This is a genomic window from Nocardia colli (genome assembly GCF_008704205.1).
GTDB lineage: Bacteria > Actinomycetota > Actinomycetes > Mycobacteriales > Mycobacteriaceae > Nocardia > Nocardia colli.
Map to the genome: position 1 here is coordinate 1215225 of NZ_VXLC01000001.1, position 16969 is coordinate 1232193.

Annotated in this window: 17 protein-coding genes and 1 tRNA gene; 11 read left to right on the top strand and 7 right to left on the bottom strand. The window is 65.9% G+C overall.

Annotation, left to right across the window (positions count from 1 at the left end; all coding sequences use genetic code 11):
* Nucleotides 1-19 precede the first annotated feature (19 nt).
* The 5 genes from F3087_RS05735 (at nucleotide 20) to F3087_RS05755 (ending at nucleotide 7976) form a co-directional block, all read left to right on the top strand.
* The gene (locus F3087_RS05735; RefSeq protein WP_150400645.1) at nucleotides 20-1267 is read left to right on the top strand and encodes a KasA/KasB family beta-ketoacyl-ACP synthase; all 1248 of its coding nucleotides are present in this window, start codon (nucleotides 20-22) and stop codon (nucleotides 1265-1267) included.
* A gap of 106 nt (nucleotides 1268-1373) precedes the next feature.
* A complete protein-coding gene (gene fadD32, locus F3087_RS05740; protein ID WP_396897529.1) occupies nucleotides 1374-3296 on the top strand; it encodes a long-chain-fatty-acid--AMP ligase FadD32 in 1923 nt (640 codons plus the stop codon).
* Between the two features lie 316 nt (nucleotides 3297-3612).
* On the top strand, nucleotides 3613-5436 hold the full coding sequence (locus tag F3087_RS05745) for an ABC transporter ATP-binding protein (RefSeq protein ID WP_150400646.1): 1824 nt from the start codon (nucleotides 3613-3615) through the stop codon (nucleotides 5434-5436).
* Nucleotides 5433-7307, top strand: coding sequence for an ABC transporter ATP-binding protein (locus F3087_RS05750; RefSeq protein WP_150400647.1), 1875 nt, complete (start codon nucleotides 5433-5435; stop codon nucleotides 7305-7307). The genes F3087_RS05745 and F3087_RS05750 overlap by 4 nt, the downstream gene beginning before the upstream one ends.
* Nucleotides 7308-7358: 51 nt before the next feature.
* On the top strand, nucleotides 7359-7976 hold the full coding sequence (locus F3087_RS05755) for a putative glycolipid-binding domain-containing protein (RefSeq protein ID WP_150400648.1): 618 nt from the start codon (nucleotides 7359-7361) through the stop codon (nucleotides 7974-7976).
* A 12-nt stretch (nucleotides 7977-7988) separates the two neighbouring features.
* Here F3087_RS05755 and F3087_RS05760 read toward each other — a convergent pair whose 3' ends face one another.
* Nucleotides 7989-8999, bottom strand: a complete 1011-nt coding sequence (locus F3087_RS05760; protein WP_150400649.1) for a prephenate dehydrogenase — start codon at nucleotides 8997-8999, stop codon at nucleotides 7989-7991.
* On the opposite strand from F3087_RS05760, the gene F3087_RS05765 reads away from it, so the two are divergent.
* The 3 genes from F3087_RS05765 to F3087_RS05775 all read left to right on the top strand — a co-directional run bounded on the left by F3087_RS05765 (nucleotide 8998) and on the right by F3087_RS05775 (nucleotide 10203).
* Nucleotides 8998-9537: a tRNA adenosine deaminase-associated protein gene (locus F3087_RS05765; RefSeq protein WP_150400650.1), complete on the top strand. Its 540-nt coding sequence runs from the start codon at nucleotides 8998-9000 to the stop codon at nucleotides 9535-9537. The genes F3087_RS05760 and F3087_RS05765 overlap by 2 nt on opposite strands.
* A gap of 34 nt (nucleotides 9538-9571) precedes the next feature.
* Nucleotides 9572-10006 (top strand): nucleoside deaminase, encoded by a 435-nt coding sequence (locus F3087_RS05770; protein WP_150400651.1) that lies wholly within the window; start codon nucleotides 9572-9574, stop codon nucleotides 10004-10006.
* 106 nt (nucleotides 10007-10112) lie between these two features.
* A tRNA-Ser gene (locus F3087_RS05775) sits at nucleotides 10113-10203 on the top strand.
* Nucleotides 10204-10299: 96 nt separating this feature from the next.
* On the opposite strand, the gene F3087_RS46435 is transcribed toward F3087_RS05775, so the two are convergent.
* The 4 genes from F3087_RS46435 to F3087_RS05795 all read right to left on the bottom strand — a co-directional run bounded on the left by F3087_RS46435 (nucleotide 10300) and on the right by F3087_RS05795 (nucleotide 13344).
* Nucleotides 10300-10614, bottom strand: a complete 315-nt coding sequence (locus tag F3087_RS46435; protein ID WP_396897530.1) for a hypothetical protein — start codon at nucleotides 10612-10614, stop codon at nucleotides 10300-10302.
* Nucleotides 10615-11223: 609 nt separating this feature from the next.
* The gene (locus tag F3087_RS05785) at nucleotides 11224-11643 is read right to left on the bottom strand and encodes a helix-turn-helix domain-containing protein (RefSeq protein ID WP_191093778.1); all 420 of its coding nucleotides are present in this window, start codon (nucleotides 11641-11643) and stop codon (nucleotides 11224-11226) included.
* 1 nt (nucleotide 11644) lies between these two features.
* Complete coding sequence (locus F3087_RS05790) at nucleotides 11645-12907, bottom strand: helix-turn-helix domain-containing protein (RefSeq protein ID WP_317983908.1); 1263 nt, start codon at nucleotides 12905-12907, stop codon at nucleotides 11645-11647.
* An 8-nt stretch (nucleotides 12908-12915) separates the two neighbouring features.
* Complete coding sequence (locus F3087_RS05795; RefSeq protein WP_150400653.1) at nucleotides 12916-13344, bottom strand: NUDIX hydrolase; 429 nt, start codon at nucleotides 13342-13344, stop codon at nucleotides 12916-12918.
* Between the two features lie 96 nt (nucleotides 13345-13440).
* Here F3087_RS05795 and F3087_RS05800 point away from each other — a divergent pair, with 96 nt between their 5' ends.
* Nucleotides 13441-14184 carry a TauD/TfdA family dioxygenase gene (locus F3087_RS05800; protein WP_150400654.1) on the top strand — a complete coding sequence of 248 codons (744 nt, stop codon included), beginning with the start codon at nucleotides 13441-13443 and terminating at the stop codon, nucleotides 14182-14184.
* Complete coding sequence (locus F3087_RS05805; protein WP_223884842.1) at nucleotides 14181-14432, top strand: hypothetical protein; 252 nt, start codon at nucleotides 14181-14183, stop codon at nucleotides 14430-14432. Before F3087_RS05800 ends, F3087_RS05805 begins: the two co-directional genes overlap by 4 nt.
* A gap of 792 nt (nucleotides 14433-15224) precedes the next feature.
* Here F3087_RS05805 and F3087_RS05815 read toward each other — a convergent pair.
* Nucleotides 15225-15662: a hypothetical protein gene (locus tag F3087_RS05815; RefSeq protein WP_150400656.1), complete on the bottom strand. Its 438-nt coding sequence runs from the start codon at nucleotides 15660-15662 to the stop codon at nucleotides 15225-15227.
* On the bottom strand, nucleotides 15659-16051 hold the full coding sequence (locus F3087_RS05820) for a winged helix-turn-helix transcriptional regulator (RefSeq protein ID WP_150400657.1): 393 nt from the start codon (nucleotides 16049-16051) through the stop codon (nucleotides 15659-15661). The genes F3087_RS05815 and F3087_RS05820 overlap by 4 nt, the downstream gene beginning before the upstream one ends.
* Nucleotides 16052-16113: 62 nt before the next feature.
* Here F3087_RS05820 and F3087_RS05825 point away from each other — a divergent pair, with 62 nt between their 5' ends.
* The gene (locus F3087_RS05825) at nucleotides 16114-16968 is read left to right on the top strand and encodes an SDR family oxidoreductase (RefSeq protein WP_150400658.1); all 855 of its coding nucleotides are present in this window, start codon (nucleotides 16114-16116) and stop codon (nucleotides 16966-16968) included.
* Nucleotide 16969 lies beyond the last annotated feature (1 nt).

The following is a 16969-nucleotide window of genomic DNA, read 5'->3' on the forward strand; positions in this document are numbered from 1 at the left end:
CTAGGGAAAGTGAGCGAACATGCAGATACCTTCGAAAAACAGGAGCTTTCCCAACGTCGTCGTGACCAGCCTGGCCGCGACGACCTCGATCGCGGGCGACGTCGACTCGACCTGGAAAGGCCTGCTCAACGGCGAGAGCGGCATCGACGTCCTGGAGGACAGCTTCATCGAGCAGTTCGAGCTGCCGGTCCGCATCGGCGGTCACCTGAAGGTCTCCCCGGCCGACAGTCTCACCCGGGTCGAGGCGCGCACCCTGTCCTACGTGGAGCAGATGGCCACCGTGCTGAGCCGTGAGGTGTGGCGCAACGCGGGCAGCCCGGAGGTGGACAAGACCCGGCTCGGCGTCGCCATCGGCACCGGACTCGGCGGCGGCGAGTACATCATCGACGCCCGCGACCGGATCAAAAACGGTGGCTACCGCAAGATTTCGCCGCTGACCGTGCAGCGGATCATGCCCAACGGCTCGGCCGCGTGCGTCGGCATCGAGCTCGGCGCGGGAGCGGGCGTGGTGACGCCGGTATCGGCCTGCTCGTCCGGCTCGGAGGCGATCGCCAACGCGTGGCAGATGATCGTGATGGGCGACGCCGACATGGTGGTCACCGGCGGCGTCGAGGGTTCCATCCAGGCGGTGCCGATCGCGGCGTTCACCATGATGCGCGCGATGAGCACCCGCAACCACGATCCGAAGAGCGCCTCGCGCCCGTTCGACACCGACCGCGACGGCTTCGTGTTCGGCGAGGCGGGCGCGATGATGATCATCGAGACCGAGGAACACGCCAAGGCGCGCGGCGCGACCATCCACGCGCGAATCATGGGGGCGGGCATCACTTCCGACGCCTTCCACCTGGTCGCGCCCGATCTGGAGGGCAAGGGTGCGGCGCGCGCGATGACCAGGGCGATCGAGAAGGCCGGGCTGACGAAAAAAGATGTGACGCACGTCAACGCGCACGCCACCGCGACGCCGATCGGGGATACCGCTGAGGCGCAAGCCATTTCGTCGGCGGTGGGCAACCACGCCTCGGTCTACGCGCCGAAATCCGCACTCGGGCACTCGATCGGCGCGGTCGGCGCGCTCGAGTCCGTGATCACCGTGCTGTCCATTCGCGACGGCATCGTCCCGCCCACCCTGAATCTGGACAATCAGGACCCGCAAATCGATCTCGACGTGGTCAAGGGCCAGAGCCGGCCGGGTCGGATCGATTACGCCGTGAACAACTCGTTCGGTTTCGGCGGACACAACGTAGCGATCGCCTTCGGGCGGTACTGAGCGTCGGAAGGCTGCGCACCTGCTAGCCTTCCCGACGCTTCGTTATCGACCTGTGTTCGGTGTAACTGCACGGCCTGTGTGCGTGCTTTGGCAAAAGGATAAGGCGATGATCGACGAGACCTTCGACGACTATTTGGACGACCAGGGCAATATCAAAATCCGCGGTGACAAGACCCTGATCGACTTCGTCGACAAGCACAGCGCGGAGAACGGCGACGACCTCGCCTACCGCTATATCGACTATTCGCGGGAACGCGACGGCGAGTACCACGAGCTGACCTGGCGGCAGTTCGGTGTCCGGCTACGAGCCGTCGCGGCTCGACTGCAACAGGTGACCCAGCCCGGTGACCGGGTGGCGATTCTGGCGCCGCAGGGACTCGACTATGTCGTCTCCATTTTCGCGGCCGTCTACGCGGGCAATATCGCGGTGCCGCTGTTCGACCCGGAGGAGCAGGGGCACACCGACCGGCTCACCGCGGTGCTCAGCGACTGCACGCCGGCGGCGATCCTCACGGTCGGCTCCGCGGCGGGCGGTGTGCGGAACTTCTTCCGGCATCTGCCCGCGGCGCAACGGCCGCGGATTATTGCGGTGGAAGCGATTCCGGACAGCGTCGGCGCGATGTGGGTGCGGCCCGATATCAATATCGACAGTGTGGCCTACCTGCAATACACCTCCGGCTCCACCAGAACGCCTGCGGGCGTGGAGATCACGCACCGGGCGGTCGGCACCAATCTGTTGCAGATGATCGATGCCATTGGCGTGAAAGAGAATTCGCGCGGCGTCACCTGGCTGCCGCTGTTCCACGACATGGGGCTGCTGTGCGTGATTCTGCCGACCGTCGGCGGCGGATTCATCACCATTATGTCGCCGAGCGCGTTCGTCCGCCGCCCCTATCGCTGGATCAAGGAACTGGCCGCCGCCTCCGACGGCGCCGGAACTTTCGCCGCGGCACCGAATTTCGCGTTCGAGCACGCGGCGGCGCGAGGTAAGCCGAAGCCGGGCGAAGAACTCGACCTGTCGAATGTGATCGGGTTGATCAACGGCAGCGAGCCGGTGTCGGTGTCCTCGATGAAGAAGTTCAACGAGGCGTTCGCGCCGTACGGCCTGCCGAAGACGACGATCAAGCCCTGCTACGGCATGGCCGAGGCGACGCTGTTCGTGTCGGCGACCAAGGCCGAGGACGAGGCCAGGGTGGTGTATGTCGACCGCGCCCAACTGAATTCGGGCCGGATGGTCGAGGTCGAGCCGGACGCCGACAATGCGATCGCCCAGGTGTCCTGTGGATATGTGGCGTTGTCGCAGTGGGCCACCATCGTCGATCCGGACACCGGCGTCGAGCGCGCGGACGGCGAGGTCGGCGAGATCTGGCTGCACGGCGAGAACATGGGCATCGGCTACTGGGGTAAGCCCGACGAGACCGCGGCCACCTTCCAGGCCAAGCTGGCCGCCCGGCAGCCGGACGGCAGTCACGCGGCGGGCACGCCCGAGGACGCGCACTGGATGCGCACCGGCGACTACGGCGCGTACCTCGACGGCGAGCTCTACATCACCGGCCGGGTGAAGGACCTGGTCATCGTCGACGGGCGCAATCACTACCCGCAGGACCTGGAGTTCTCGGCGCAGGAATCCAGCACCGCGCTGCGACCCGGTTTCGTCGCGGCATTCTCGGTGCCCGCCAACGAACTTCCGGCGCTGGTCTTCGAGAAGGGCAGCCACTCCGGCCTGAAGTTCGACGCCGACGACAACTCCGAGCAGTTGGTCATCGTCGCCGAACGCAACACCGGCGCGGGCAAGCTGGAGACCGAACCGGTCGCCGACACCGTGCGCGCGGCCGTCTCCCAGCGGCACGGCGTCACCGTGCGGGACGTGCTGCTGGTGCCCGCGGGTTCGATTCCGCGGACCTCCAGCGGCAAGATCGCCCGCCGGGCCTGCCGGGCCGCGTATCTGGACGGCACGCTGCGCGGTGGCTACCAGCAGCAGGCCTTCCCGGACGCGCCGGCCGAGCGGGAAAGCGCGGGCGTCCGCTAGAGCCGGACCTCGTTCGAATATTCGAATTCACCGACCTCGGCGCCCAGGATCTGGGCGCCGAGGTCGTTTCGTTACGCGCGTCACCCCTTGACCTGAAGATTACTCGAGGTTGTTTGCTTGCTCCATGACGGACAGCGCGACCTGCGGACAAGCGGTGATATCCAGCACGAACGCGGCCGCGGGGGAATCGGCGGGGCCGGAAAATCGGTTGGCTGATCGGGGCGATGCTGCCACCCTGAAATGTCGGACCTGGGTGCGAACATCACCGAGTGCGCCGGTTCTCGCCACCACCATCCACAGACCTCTAGGGGGCACTATGTCAGTTGCACTGGATGTCGCGACCGCCGATCCGGAGGCCGACAGACCGGAGCGGCCCGCCGCGTCCGCGCCGGGCCGCCTGCAATCGCTGCGCCGTTTCTGGCCGTACGTGCGCCCGTACCGGCGTGCGCTGCTCGGCGCGACCACGCTCGCGGTCCTCTCGTCGCTGACCGCCATCGTCATCCCGTTGATCATCGCCAAGATCATCGACGGACCGATCGCGCACCGCGATTTCGCCGGTGTACTCGCGCCGGTCGCGCTGGTGCTCGCGCTCGGCTTGCTGGAGGCCTTCGGCGTGTGGGGCCGCCGCTGGCTGGTGTCCAAGCCGGCCACCATGGTCGAGATCACCATGCGCGCCAAGATCTTCCGCAAGTTGCAGTCGCTGGCGATCGGACGCCACGACGCCTGGGAGTCGGGTCAGCTGCTCTCGCGCGCGGTCGACGACATGGCCACCCTGCGCCGCTTCGTCGCGTTCGCCGGGCCGTTCCTGATCATCCACTTCGTGCTGATCCCGGTCGGCCTGGTGGTGCTGCTGTTCCTGAACTGGCAGATCGGGCTGATCTTCGTGATCATCGCGATCCCGTTGACCTACATCTGCGTTCGGTTCGAGCGCGAGTACTCGATCGCGTCGCGACGGTCGCAGGACCAGTCCGGCGACCTGGCCACCACCGCCGAGGAATCGGCGCAGGGCGTGCGCGTGCTGAAGGCGTTCGGCCGCGGCGTGTTCTTCGGCGGCCGGTTCCTCGCGCAGTCACGCGAGTTGCAGAAGACCGAGATGTTCAAGGTGCGCCTGGACGCGCGGCTGTGGTCGGCCATGACCGGCCTGCCGCAGCTGGCCATCGCGTTCGCGCTCGGCTACGGCGGCTACGCCGTGGTGCAGGGCTCGATGACGCTCGGCACCCTGGTCGCGGCGATCACCCTCGCCAACTTCCTGCAGTGGCCGATCATCTGGACCGGCTTCCTGCTGGCCGAGCTGAACGACGCGCGCACCGCGGGCGATCGGTACTGGGAGATCATCGACACCCCGGTCGACATCGCCGACCCGGCCGATCCGGTGGAACTGCCGGAGACGGTGGTCGGCGAATTGCGGCTGGAGGGCGTGAAGTTCGCCTTCCCGGACGCGAAAGGGGAGGTGCTGCACGATGTTTCGCTCAAGATCCGCCCCGGTGAGACGGTCGCGCTGGTCGGCGCGACCGGTAGCGGAAAGACCGCGCTGCTCAACCTGATTCCGCGGCTCTACGACGTGTCCGGCGGCGTGATCACCATCGACGGCATCGACATCGCGACCATGCGGCTGGCCGATCTGCGCTCGCTGGTGTCGGTCGCTTTCGAGGAGCCGGTGCTGTTCTCGGCGAGCGTGCGGGAGAACGTCGCGCTCGGCGACCCGTCCGCCACCGACGCCGACGTGCGGCGCGCGCTGGACGTCGCGCAGGCCACCGAGTTCGTGGACCACCTGCCGTGGGGACTGGACACCAGGATCGGCGAGCAGGGACTGAGCCTGTCCGGCGGTCAGCGGCAGCGACTCGCGCTGGCCCGCGCCGTGTTGAGCGGGGCGGGGGAGGGCAATCGCACCCGGATCATGGTGCTCGACGATCCGCTGTCCGCGCTGGATGTGGAAACCGAAGAGCGGGTGCAGGAACGGCTGCGCACCGTGCTGGCCGGCGCGACCACCCTGCTCGTCGCGCATCGCCCCTCGACGGCCGCGCTGGCCGACCGGGTCGCGGTGCTGGCCGACGGCCGGATCGTCGCCGAGGGCACCCACGATCAACTGCTGCGCAGCAGCAGCCGATATCGAGAACTGATGGGAGGTGAGGAGCAGTGAGCACGGAGACGGTCGTGTCGAAAGACGCGGTGACGGAAGCGGATTCGGTCATTCAGCGGGACGAGGCCGCCGATTGGCGCGGCATCGCCAGCGAGGACAAGGAGGTCACCCAGGCCGGAAACCTGGTGCTGGCCGGGCGATCCCGGCGACTGCTGCTCGACCTGGTCCGCCCGTATCGCAAGCTGGCGGCGCTCGCGCTGGTGCTCATCGTGGTGGACAACGCCGCGATGGTGTCCGCGCCGCTGTTCATCGCGCACGGGCTCGACAACGGCATCGGCGAAGGGCGCAAAGGGAATTGGACCCCGCTGACCTGGGCGGTCGGCGGGTACTTCGGCGCGGTGCTGATCGGCGGACTGACCACGTTCCTGTTCCTGCGGGTGTCCGGCAAGCTCAGCCAGAGCGTGCTGTTCGACCTGCGGGTGCGTTCGTTCGCGCACATGCAGCGGCTCAGCGTCGCCTTCCACGAGAAGTACACCTCGGGCAAGGTCGTCGCGCGCCTGACCGGCGACATCGAGACCCTCCAGGAACTGCTGGAGGGTGCGCTGAATCAGGCGCTGAGCGCGATCCTGTCGGTGCTGACCATCGCGGTGCTGCTGATCTACCTGGATCTGACGCTGGCCGCGATCGTGCTGATCGGCTTCGTGCCGCTGGTGTTCGTCACCCGGTGGGCGCAGCGCAGGCAGCGGGCGAGCTACCGGCACACCCGCGGCGCCATCGCGAAGGTGGTCGTGCAGTTCGTCGAGTCGATGGGTGGCATGCGCGCGGTGCAGACCTTCCGCCGCGAGCAGCGCAACGAGTCGGTGCTCGCGCACGAGGACGGCGACTACCAGCAGGCGACCACCAAGGCCATGCGCGGCATGGGCGACTACGCCGGACTGAGCAGGCTGCTCGGCAACCTGACCACGGTGATCATCATCGTGGTCGGCGCGTGGCAGGTGATCGAGGGCCACATCGCGGTCGGCGTGCTCGCGGCATACCTGTTGTACCTCAACGAGTTCTACGGTCCGCTCGACGAACTCGCGCAGGTGTTCAACTCGTATCAGTCCGCGGCCGCGGCGCTGGAGAAGATCTCCGGCGTGCTCGAGGAAGAGCCCTCGGTGGCTGAGCCGGCCGACCCGACGCCGGTGGCGAAGGCGAGCGGCGCGGTGCTGATGGATCGGGTGTCGTTCGGCTACGGCGGCGAGCGTCAGGTGCTGCCGGAGTTCTCCCTGGACATCCCGGCCGGACAGGTCGTCGCGCTGGTCGGCGCCACCGGCGCCGGCAAGTCCACGCTGGCCAAGCTGCTGACCCGGTTCTACGACCCGTCCGCGGGCACGGTCACCCTGGACGGGATCGACCTGCGCCGGATCTCCGACGCCGACCTGCGCCGCAATGTCGTGATGGTCACCCAGGAGTCCTACCTGTTCTCCGGCTCGGTGGCCGACAACATCCGGCTCGGCCGGCCGGACGCCACCGATGCGGAGGTGTTCGCGGCGGCCCGCGCGGTCGGGCTGTACGACTTCGTGCAGGCGCTGCCCGAGGGCTTCGGCACCGACGTGCGCAAGCGCGGCGGCCGGTTGTCCGCCGGGCAGCGGCAGCTGGTCGCGTTCGCCCGGGTGTTCCTGGCCGACCCCGCGGTGATCGTGCTGGACGAAGCCACGTCCAGCCTGGACATCCCGGGTGAGCGGCTGGTGCAGCAGGCCCTGGAGACGGTGCTGCGCGATCGGACGGCGGTGATCATCGCCCATCGGCTGTCCACCGTGGCGATCGCCGACCGGGTGCTGGTGCTGGAATCCGGGCGCGTAGTGGAGGACGGCACCCCGGCCGAGCTCATCGCGGGCACCGGCCGGTTCGCCAGTTTGCACGCGGCGTGGCGGGAATCGCTGGTGTGATGCGGGCTGGTGTGGTGCGGACTAGGGCTCGGTGTCGCTTACGGTAGATACGTGACGATCCCAGCCTCCGAGAGCCAAGCCTCTGGCCCCGATACGCCACCGGCCTCCCGTTGGCCGGCGATTCTCACCTGGCGCGCGCACAACGCGTCCCGGATGGAGTCGGTCCGCGTGACGTTGAACGGCAATCGCATCCGCGCCGCCGGTCGCATGATCGGCGGCGCGTGTGACGACCATCCGGCGTTCAGCGCGTCCTACGACCTGGTCACCGACGAGAGCGGCGCGACCAAGCGCCTCTCGTTGCGCACCACGACCGCGGCCGGCGAACGGCACGCGTCCATCGCCAGGGACGAGGAGAACTACTGGCTGGTCGACGCGGGCGGCAGCCACGTCCGCTCGACCTTCGCCGGCGCGCTCGATGTCGACGTGGTGCTCAGCCCGTTCTTCAACACGCTGCCGATCCGCCGCTTCGACCTGCAGCACGCGGTGCACGACGTCCAGGTCCCGGTCGTCTATGTGCGCCTGCCCGACCTGCTGGTCCAGGAAGCGAGCCTGACCTACAGCGCGGCCGCCGACGGCATCAGCGTGCTGTCCCCGGTCTCCAGCGCGACGGTCACCGTCGACGCGGACGGCTTCCTGCTCGACTACCCGGGCCTGGCCGAGCGCATCTGACAATTCCCGGGCTCAGTTCAACCGGGTGATAACCCCGCCGCGCTGCCCGGCGTCGCGTAAGTTCGCCAGCCAATTGTGGTCACCGGGGTGGATATCGGTGATTTCCCATCGTTGCGCGGTTTCGTAGCGTTCCCTGGCATCGTGTCCGGCCTCGACGAGATCGGCCAGGGAATTGTCTGCGCGCAGGCTGTCGCGGGCGGCGCCGAGCACCGTGAGCGTTTCCTCCAGCACCGCCAGTAGTGCCGCGGAATTCGGTTCACAAATGGCGCGCACGAGATCCGGGGCGGTGGCCGCGACCCGGGTGCCGTCGCGGAACGAACCCGCCGCCAGGCCGAGGGCGAGCGCACCGCCGGCCGCACCGGCCGAGGCCAGCGCCTCGGCCAGCACGTGCGGCAGATGCGAGATCCGGGCGACCGCGCGATCGTGCTCGTCCGCGACCACCGGCACGACCACCGAGCCGCAGTCCAGCGCCAGCCGCGCCACCCTCGTCCACGCTTCGGCATGGGTGCCCTCGTCCACGCCCACCGCCCACACGGCGTCGCGAAACAGGCCGGAATCGGTGGCGGCCCACCCGGATTCGGCGGTGCCGGTCATCGGATGCCCGCCGACATAGCGGGCCGAGAGCCCCTCCTTGCGGACCGCCTCGGCGACCGGCGCCTTCACGCTGACCACATCGGTCAGCACGCAGCGCGGCGCGTAGGTGGCGATGGCGGAGAGCAGGTGCCCGACCGCGGGCATCGGCACCGCGATGACGATCAGCGCGTCCGCATCGGCGGCCCGGGTCAGCGCGGCGGACAGCTCCTCGGTCACGTCGAAGCCGTCCCTGCGCGCGGCCTCCGCGCCGGCCGGCGATCGGTTGAACCCCCAGGCGTCGTACCCGGCGCCGACGGCGGCGCGCAGCAGGGAACCGCCGATCAAGCCGGTTCCGAGGACACACACGGACGCTTTCCCAGCAGAAGTCACCTGAACAGATTCGCATACGACTTCAACATTTCGGCTCGGGCAGACTACCGTTGCGGCCATGGCAGCACAGCGCTCGGGCACGAATAGGGCGGCGTCGGATGATTACGACGACGTAGAAGGGTTCGCAGTGGCGGTTGTCCGCGAAGAAGGCAAATGGCGGTGCAGCCCGCTGAGCCACGATGCGCTTACGGATTTGTCCGCAGCGGAAAACGAACTGAAGGCCTTGCGCAGCTCGGGTGCCGTTTTCGGCCTGCTCGACATCGACGACGAGTTCTTCATCGTGGTCCGGCCCGCGCCCAGCGGTACCCGGATGCTGGTTTCGGACGCGACCGCCGCCATTGATTACGACATCGCCGCGGACGTCCTCGACGCCCTGAATGTGGAAATCCCGGACATCGACCCCGACGAGCTCGACGACATCGAGCCGTGGGAAGAGGGCGACCTCGGCGTGCTCGCCGATCTGGGCCTGCCCGAGCCGGTGCTGAGCGTCATCCTCGCCGACACCGACCTCTACCCCGACGAGCAGCTCGGCATGATCGCCCAACGCCTCGGCTTCGCCGACGAACTCTCGGCGGTGCTGGACAAGCTGCCCCGCTGACGTGCCGGGCCTCGCCGTACCTTCGGACACCGACATGGTGCGTGCCGCGATCGCCGCGGCCGCCGAAGCCGACCCCCGCGACGTTCCCGTCGGCGCAGTCGTATTCGACTCCGCCGGAAGGGAACTCGCCCGCGCGGCGAATGCCCGCGAAGCCCTCGGCGACCCCACCGCACACGCCGAGGTCCTGGCTCTGCGGCGCGCCGCCGAGGTCCACGGCGACGGCTGGCGCCTCGAAGGCGTCACCCTCGCCGTCACTCTCGAACCCTGCACCATGTGCGCAGGTGCCCTCGTCCTCGCCCGCGTCTCCCGCCTCGTCTTCGGCGCCTGGGAACCCAAAACCGGCGCCGTCGGCTCCCTCTGGGACGTAGTCCGCGACCGCCGCCTCAACCACCGCCCCCAGGTCCGCGGCGGCATCCTCGAACCCGACTGCGCCGCCCTCCTCGACACCTTCTTCCGCACCCAGCGCTGACCCCGCCTCGCCGCCCCACCCGCACCTTCCGTGCGTCACATCACACCAGTCCAAGAGCTACCCAGGCGATTTAACGATCCGCCCCCAGTCCGGTATGGTTGTCGGCGGTGGCGTGTCCGAGCGGCCTAAGGAGCACGCCTCGAAAGCGTGTGAGGGGTAACCCCCCTCCGAGGGTTCAAATCCCTCCGCCACCGCCAAAAAGCCCCTCACCTGTTCACACAGGTGAGGGGCTTTTCAGTTCAGGCAACGGCTTGTTTGGCTACCAGCGCTTGTCACGGCAGGCCCGATCCGCCTCAGACTTCCTTCGTCGGCTCCTCGAACAACAGAGTCGGCTCAGTGAGGATGTTCCGGCCTGTTTCGCTCTTGTAGATCTCGTCCACGCTGCCGAACCTGGCGTCGGTGTAGTCCAGATCCAAGCGTGCGGCTGCGAGGCGCACGGCAGACTCACTCGGACCCTCAATTTCCAGGAAAGTCGGTAGAACGGGCCAGGTGTCCAGGTCGAACACGACGTCGTCGAGTTGCCACTCCTCGCGGTAGCTCTCCTGGTATCGGACCTGACGCAGACCGAGTTTGACCAGGATTTCCGCCATGGCGTGCTGGTCTCCCACCGTCGTTTCGATTCGGTGGTGCCATCGATGGTGGTGGCGTCGGTGACCTGCTTGAGTGTCAGCGTGGAGCGAGACCCCTCGTCACGCAGGCGGACCCATGCACCACGAGTCAGTGAATCGTTCTCGAATATCTTGCGGGTCAACAGCGTTCGCGAGAACGACTGGATCGCGCCGAGCTCGGTGAGCTTGGCGCGCAGACCTTCGACGTCTACGGCCAGGAATTTCGCCTCGTACTCATGTTTCATTGCTGCTGTATCCGCCTTCGAGTTGGTCCTTCGGGTCTCGCCTTGCGATCAGCAATCCCATGCGGTGGGTGTGGTCGTCCAACTGCCCCACATGGGCACACTCGGTGAACGCGTCGGGTGTCAAGTCCGGCCGAGTAGGAACGCGACCTTCAGCGCCGAAACCACTTCCCGGGCCGTCTTGTCGCGCCGGGTACAGCTCCCTCCCTCATCCGGAGTGCCATCGAGGGACCGATCTCTATCGCGGTAAATCCAGGCGTGCCGCGGCAGCTTCGAGCTGGTGATTTCTCCGCATCCGGCCGAGTGCGCCGCTGCCAGGCGCCCGTCCCGGGCTGTTCGTACCGCCTACCGATTTGACCGATCGAGGTCACTCTGGAACTGAAGTTGTCGATGCGCCGCCTCGCGCTCGTGCATGCTGCGAGAAGCAGCGGTGCGCCGGAGGTATCAGAGGTGTCGAGTAGTATCCGGCGTAGACATTGGGCGGATTATGTTGTGGAACACGCGATCTCATTGTCTTGACGGAGCGGTCGGTGGTTACTTGTCGGATGTTGGATGTTGCAAGGGTTTTGGTGCCGCCGGTGGCCGGTCGGGTGTCGGCGGGTCTGAGTTTGCTGCGGTGGTAGGCGCGCGGGGGCATGCCTGTCCAGCGGGTGATTGATGCGGTGAACGCGGGTGTGGCGTTGTAGCCGAGGCGGTGGGCGATTTGTTCGATGCTGAGGTGTTCGGCGATGAGTAGTTCTTCGGCGTGCCGGCGGCGGATTTCGTCGGCGAGTAGTTGAGCCGACATGCTAAGTCGTCTTCGAAAGGAGAGACCGAAGGCGATGGAGCACATCCGTTCCCTCGATGGTTAATTCATGCAATCCGGCCTTGACCGTAGCTCTGACGGTTCGCTGTATTTGGTGGGGAAGCCTGTGGGTCTCGGCCGCTCTGATTGCGTCTGCGAACGCGTCCTGTGCCGCGTCTGTTTCATGGATCGAAGTAAAGACTTCGCCAGTGGTGACGCGTTCGATGATCCGCCATTGCGGGGCCGCAGGTGAGCCGACTTGGTTGTGCACAAGCTGACCAGCTTCAACCGCTCGTCCAGTGCCCATCAATCCGCGTAGCTGTATCTCGCGCAACGTGAATGGCTGGAATAACAGCCCGCTGCCAGGGTTCTGATCGAGTAAGTCGCGGTAGGAGCAGAGGGCAGAGTCGAACCGCTCTGCGTCTCCGAGCTCGCCAGCAGCTCGACACAAGAATGCCAGCGTTGCACCTTGGTCCGCCGGGTCGCGCGACAGCTCTAGGGACCGCTCTAGCCGCACAACGGCCGCGCCGACGTGCCCAGCCTTGCGTAACTCGTTGCCGTGCATCCGAAGTGCGTGGGCATAAAATGCCGGGTCATCTAGGAGTGCAGCCACGGTGACGGCCTGTCCAGTCCATCGAGCAGCGGACGGCAGGCGCTCTTCAGGTAGGACAGTGCCCAGCGACACCCCGAGAGCAACCCGTGCCTGTGCCAGCAGAATGAGGCTGTCTCGCTCCATGTGTCCCTCGGCTGCTCTGGCCTCCAATCGGGCTACCAGCGGCCAGAGTTCGTTGACTGCCTCGACGGCATGTCCGGCCTGACGCGCAATCTCGGCGAGACGCACTGTGGAATCACCGAATTGGAGCATGGCTCGGAATTCAGCGTCGTCGGTACCAGTCACTCCAAGCACGTGTGCGGGGATGGCGAGTTGGGCGGCGATGTGGCGGCGCGTGGCTATGTCGCTGATCGCGCGTCGACCCGTCTCGAGCATCGACACATACGACTTGTCGTAGCCGAGTAGTTCCGCCAATCCGATTTGGCTCAGCCCGGTCAGTCGTCGATAGGTCCGAAGGATAGTGGGAAGATCGCGTGTCGCTATTGCGGTCGCTGCTTCGGGAGCGGCCCACAACCAGATTGCCGAAGCGATCGGTGCGGCTCGAACTACCGCGCTACCGCTGGTGGAGGTGTTGGCGGCGCAGGTTGGGCACACAGCTTCAGTCGCGTAGCGACCGATCGATACTCCGCACGCCTGACATCTACTGCCGCCCACAGCTTCTCCTAGACGTTCTCCGCTGCCCGAAGTTGTGCGAACCAGGTCATGATGGACCGCTTATATCCATCCGGCATCTTCAAGCCCGCTATCTCGTCTTCGCGAAACAGTCCAACTTCTTTGTGCTCGTGAGAAAGAACAGGCTCGGCATCGGTATCCGGGTAGCACCCGTAAGTCACGATGAAGACGTGTCGTTCGGCTTCATTGATGTAGTAGATCCAAGAGTCGAGAATCGGTCCAGTAGTAACAGGCCACTGCGTCTCTTCGGTGATTTCGCGGGCCACGCATTCCTCGGGTGTCTCGGTGGGTTCGATTCTGCCACCGGGCAATTCCCATTCATCGCGCTCGTTCTTCAGCAGAAGAACTTGCCCATCGCGAACTACAACGCCTTTTACCGAGATCGAGTACATGTGCGGCACGTAACCGGATGCAGTCATGCCGCGACGCTAGCACCGGCCAAGGCGGCCCGGCAGAGGGTTGAGGTTGACAGTCTGTCAGTGGACACTGAAGCCGCAGAGCGCACGGTCTAGTACATGTTCGTTGACTTACAGCAGGATTGGGCAGCAGGGGTGGCAGTTGGGCTCGCTGCTGATGGGTTCGCCAGGTTCGACAAGGTTCGCACCCGGGCTCAGCTGGTCACGCTCGGGGCGTCCCTCGGTCGTATCGTCCCGCACAGGGACAGTGACGACGACGGCGTGACGACACTTCAGAATCGGGGTGGACTGGCAAGGAGAATTGGATTCGAGGGATTCGGTACTGGTGCACTTTCACCGCACACCGACCGATCTGGGGTGCTGGAACCGCCCGCGCTACTTCTCGTGGTGTGCGGACGCAAGAGCTCTTCAGGCGGTGAATGCATCGCAATCGACAGCCGCAGTGTCTACACCGATCTGGCGATCAACGACCCTGAGGCAGCGCGCGCATTGTCGCAACCGCGGACAGCGCTATTCGGCGGTGCCGCTGGTTATCTCGGCTCGGTGTTCGAGCATTCACAAGGGAATCGGATACGGGTCCGCTTTCGGATGGACGGTCTCGTTAAGTACTCGCCTGAAATCACGCGATGGCTACCCGTGCTTGGTGCTGCCATCGAGCGGCACACCATCCGATTCGCACTCGAGCCTGGACAGGGCTACGTGCTGCACAACCATCGGTGGATGCACGGCCGCACTGCATTCACCGGTGATCGAGTCATGTACCGGCTGAGTCTTGACCCCCACCCTGAGTTCGCAATTCCTTCCGGTTTCGAGGCACCCAACACCGTGGGAGTGACGCCATGAACGTTGATTTCGACACCGTTCGTGTGGTTATTCGATTCGAGAACGGCTCGGACGATCCCAACGACTACCCGTACTACGACCACTGTGGGTTCGATCCTGGCCCACTCACAAACGAGCAGGCGCACCGGCTGTTGCAGATCCACTTGCACAACGAGTCTGTCCAGTGCAGGCAGCGGAAGGCGGCGCTGAGCACGCTGGGGGCGGCAGGGCTGCTACATCGCTCCACACGTTCCGGGGTGCGGTCATGAGCGAGGCGATGTGGCGACTCCGGTGGCGCGGGCGGTTAAACGCATACCAGCATGAGGAAGTTGAGGCGATCCTGCGGGAGGCCTGCCGGGCTGATCTGGAGACGCTGACGCGGATTGCTGCCGAGCTGCGAGATCAGGACAGTAAGCCACGTCTCCAAGACGAAATCGATGGTGTGGTGGCCCGGATACTGGGCGAGCCATCCGGAACGTCGAAGAGAGGGCGGGAGCGATGCATACCAGCAGGGGCCAGAGCCGGACGACGGGTACGGCTAACGGACTGGGCTAACGCGAGGTGCGGGTGTGAGAGTTGGCCTCTTCCCAAGAGTGCACGTCTGCCCACCGATAGCGAATGGTACGGCCGTATTTGATGAACTTCGGCCCTGTTCCGTGATAGCGGTCGTTGGCAAGCCGCTGGGTGGTGGTTCGCAAGTATTCGGCCAGGTCCTCTGGCGTCGCCAGCGCTTGGCGGGTGGGGGACTGCGCTGCGCGGTGTGCTGTCATGGCGACGCAGGATACGCGGGGCCTGTAGATATCGATGTGCCCGGTCCGGGGCGGCATAGCTTGGCGGGCCGCAGCCGTCCGGATCACTTCGGAAGGTGCGTAGGTGGGCATAATTTGGGCATAACCAGGCCGATAGCGGGGTCATTCGGGGTCACTCGCAGTGATGCATTTCGGCAGGTGGGGAGGGGTTCGAGCCACTGGCCAAGATCAAGCTTATGGTTCAAATCCCTCCGCCACCGCCAAAAGCCCCGCATCCGTGCAAACGGATGCGGGGCTTTTCATGCTTCGTACCTAGCCCGTTTTGATGCAGGAGCTGCCGGTGTCCAGGCCGGTGCCGGCGACGTTGACGGTGGTGAATTTGGTCGAGGTGTATTTGCCTGGGTCGCTTTGGATGGCGGTGATGTTTTGCGGGCCGGGGCGGGTGGGGGTCCAGGTGGTGGTGACGGTGTTGTTGGCGGGGTGGTGGATGGGGTCGCCGGGGAGGCGTTCGCCGTTGCCGGGGATGACGCCGCCGGAGAGCCAGAAGAAGACCGAGGCGGGGTCGTCGGATAGGTCGGTGACCGTGGCGATGATGGTGTAGCGGCAGCCGGTGACGATTCCCTCGGAACCGGCGGTGACGCTGACGCTGGTCATCTCGGCGTTGGCCGGTGGACCGGTCAGTGCGGCGGTGACGGTTACGGCCGCTAAGGCCGCCGCGCTCGCTGCGGCTCGAGAATGGGACCTGCTCATCGTGCTGACCTCCCTGACTGGAATTTCACGATTGCCTCGCCGTTGATGCTGACCCAGTCCAGCAGAGCATGCAATCGTTCCGCTACTTCCATACCCATCGGGGTCAGTGAGTAGGTGACTTGCGGGGGAGTGGTCGGTTCCACCGCGCGATCGGTGAGTCCGTAATCGGTGAAGGTGCGCAGGTTCTGCGACAGCATCTTCTCGCTGATGCCACCGACGTTGTCGCGCAGCACATGAAAGCGCATCGGTCCGTCGCGCAGGGCGACCAGGATCAGCACGCCCCAACGACTGGTCAGCTTGTCGAGGACGGTGCGGCCCGGGCAGTCGCTGTCGAATATCGCACTTCGTGTGGTGCCGGGCGAGCTGCTGGCCAGGGAACCTACCTTCATGACCAGAGCTTACTTCGAGGTATGGCCTTACCAAAAGAAAGCCGCTTTCGTAAGGTGAGCTCATGGCTCAGACAAAGCAGGTTCTGGTGATCGGGGCGACCGGTCACGTTGGCGGACAAGTTGTTTCGAAGCTCGCGGACACCGAGGTCGAGGTACGCGCGTTGGCGCGCACGCCCGCGGCGGCCTCGTTTCCGGCGAGTGTCGAGGTCGTACCCGGCGATCTGACCGCGCCGGAAACGTTGGTCCCCGCGCTGGACGGAGTGGATGCGGTCTATCTGACTTGGCCGAATCTGCCTGGTGAGGCCGCGAACTCGGTGATCGAGGTGATCGCCGAGCACGCGAATCGCATCGTCCTGCTGTCCTCCGCCGCGGTCCGCGACGACGTGGCCGAGCAGGACAACCCGATCGGCCGGGTGCACGCGCTCATCGAACAACCGATCCTGGACTCGGCACTGGAATGGACCTTCTTGCGGCCCTACGGTTTTGCCACCAACACCTTGGAATGGGCACCGCAGATCCGGGCCGGCAACGTGGTACGCGGCGCGTACGGCGCAGCGTCGAGCACCTTGCTGCACGAAGCTGACATCGCCGCGGTCGCGGTGCTCGCCCTGACCACCGACAAGCACCTCGGGGCACGCTATGAACTCAGCGGTCCGACGTCACTGAGCCGGGCCGAGCAGGTGGCGACCATCGGCGCGGCTCTCGGCCGCCCACTCACCTGGGAGGAGATCACCCCGGAGCAGGCCAAAGCGCAGATGCAATGGGTACCAGAGGAATTCGCCGACTTCATCCTCAACGGCCTGGCCGAGATGGTCGACACCCCAGGCCAGCCGACCACCACGATCCAGGAAGTCACCGGCGTACCCGCCCGCAGTTACGCACAGTGGGCCGCCGACCACGCCGCCGACTTCTCCTAGC

Excerpts from the sequence above, each read along its gene's own strand:
- F3087_RS05735 (WP_150400645.1), top strand. The coding sequence starts at position 20 with ATGCAGATACCTTCGAAAAACAGGAGCTTTCCCAACGTCGTCGTGACC.
- fadD32 (WP_396897529.1), top strand. The coding sequence starts at position 1,374 with ATGATCGACGAGACCTTCGACGACTATTTGGACGACCAGGGCAATATC.
- F3087_RS05745 (WP_150400646.1), top strand. The coding sequence starts at position 3,613 with ATGTCAGTTGCACTGGATGTCGCGACCGCCGATCCGGAGGCCGACAGA.
- F3087_RS05765 (WP_150400650.1), top strand. The coding sequence starts at position 8,998 with ATGGCAGCACAGCGCTCGGGCACGAATAGGGCGGCGTCGGATGATTAC.
- F3087_RS05760 (WP_150400649.1), bottom strand. The coding sequence starts at position 8,999 with ATGGCCGCAACGGTAGTCTGCCCGAGCCGAAATGTTGAAGTCGTATGC.
- F3087_RS05770 (WP_150400651.1), top strand. The coding sequence starts at position 9,572 with ATGGTGCGTGCCGCGATCGCCGCGGCCGCCGAAGCCGACCCCCGCGAC.
- F3087_RS05785 (WP_191093778.1), bottom strand. The coding sequence starts at position 11,643 with ATGTCGGCTCAACTACTCGCCGACGAAATCCGCCGCCGGCACGCCGAA.
- F3087_RS05795 (WP_150400653.1), bottom strand. The coding sequence starts at position 13,344 with ATGACTGCATCCGGTTACGTGCCGCACATGTACTCGATCTCGGTAAAA.
- F3087_RS05800 (WP_150400654.1), top strand. The coding sequence starts at position 13,441 with ATGTTCGTTGACTTACAGCAGGATTGGGCAGCAGGGGTGGCAGTTGGG.
- F3087_RS05805 (WP_223884842.1), top strand. The coding sequence starts at position 14,181 with ATGAACGTTGATTTCGACACCGTTCGTGTGGTTATTCGATTCGAGAAC.
- F3087_RS05815 (WP_150400656.1), bottom strand. The coding sequence starts at position 15,662 with ATGAGCAGGTCCCATTCTCGAGCCGCAGCGAGCGCGGCGGCCTTAGCG.
- F3087_RS05820 (WP_150400657.1), bottom strand. The coding sequence starts at position 16,051 with ATGAAGGTAGGTTCCCTGGCCAGCAGCTCGCCCGGCACCACACGAAGT.
- F3087_RS05825 (WP_150400658.1), top strand. The coding sequence starts at position 16,114 with ATGGCTCAGACAAAGCAGGTTCTGGTGATCGGGGCGACCGGTCACGTT.